Origin of the sequence: Mesorhizobium sp. M7A.F.Ca.ET.027.02.1.1 (assembly GCF_004022985.1) — a bacterium.
Classification (GTDB): Bacteria; Pseudomonadota; Alphaproteobacteria; order Rhizobiales; family Rhizobiaceae; genus Mesorhizobium.
Window position 1 is genome coordinate 1 of sequence record NZ_RZOL01000935.1, and the last position, 461, is coordinate 461.

Annotated in this window: 1 protein-coding gene and 1 pseudogene; both read left to right on the forward strand. The window is 70.1% G+C overall.

Translation table 11 applies throughout. The annotated features are described in order from the left end of the window. Nucleotides 1-370 (forward strand): 5-(carboxyamino)imidazole ribonucleotide mutase (gene purE / locus EN749_RS37090; RefSeq protein ID WP_128365152.1); only part of this gene is annotated, 370 nt, incomplete at its 5' end. Continuing rightward, nucleotides 316-461: pseudogene (locus tag EN749_RS39340) on the forward strand (5-(carboxyamino)imidazole ribonucleotide synthase); the annotation flags it as partial. The gene purE and the pseudogene EN749_RS39340, both read left to right, overlap by 55 nt.

The following is a 461-nucleotide window of genomic DNA, read 5'->3' on the forward strand; positions in this document are numbered from 1 at the left end:
TCGCACGCCGGACCGGCTCTATGATTTCGCCAAGGGCGCCAAGGCAGCCGGTTATCAGGTGATCATCGCCGGCGCCGGCGGTGCGGCGCACCTGCCCGGCATGACGGCGGCGATGACGCCGCTGCCGGTGTTCGGTGTGCCGGTGGAATCGAAAGCGCTTTCCGGGCAGGATTCGCTGCTGTCCATTGTCCAGATGCCGGCCGGCATTCCCGTGGGCACGCTGGCCATCGGCAAGGCCGGCGCTGCCAACGCAGCCCTTCTGGCCGCTGCCGTGCTGGCCCTGAACGATGACAGCCTTGCCGTCCGTCTGGACGCCTGGCGCGCCGCGCAGACCGCCAAGGTCGCGGCAGAACCGACGGATACGCCGTGAGCCTGCCCGCCGGATCGACCATCGGCATCATTGGCGGCGGCCAGCTCGGCCGCATGCTGGCTGTTGCTGCCTCCCGCCTCGGCTACCGCAC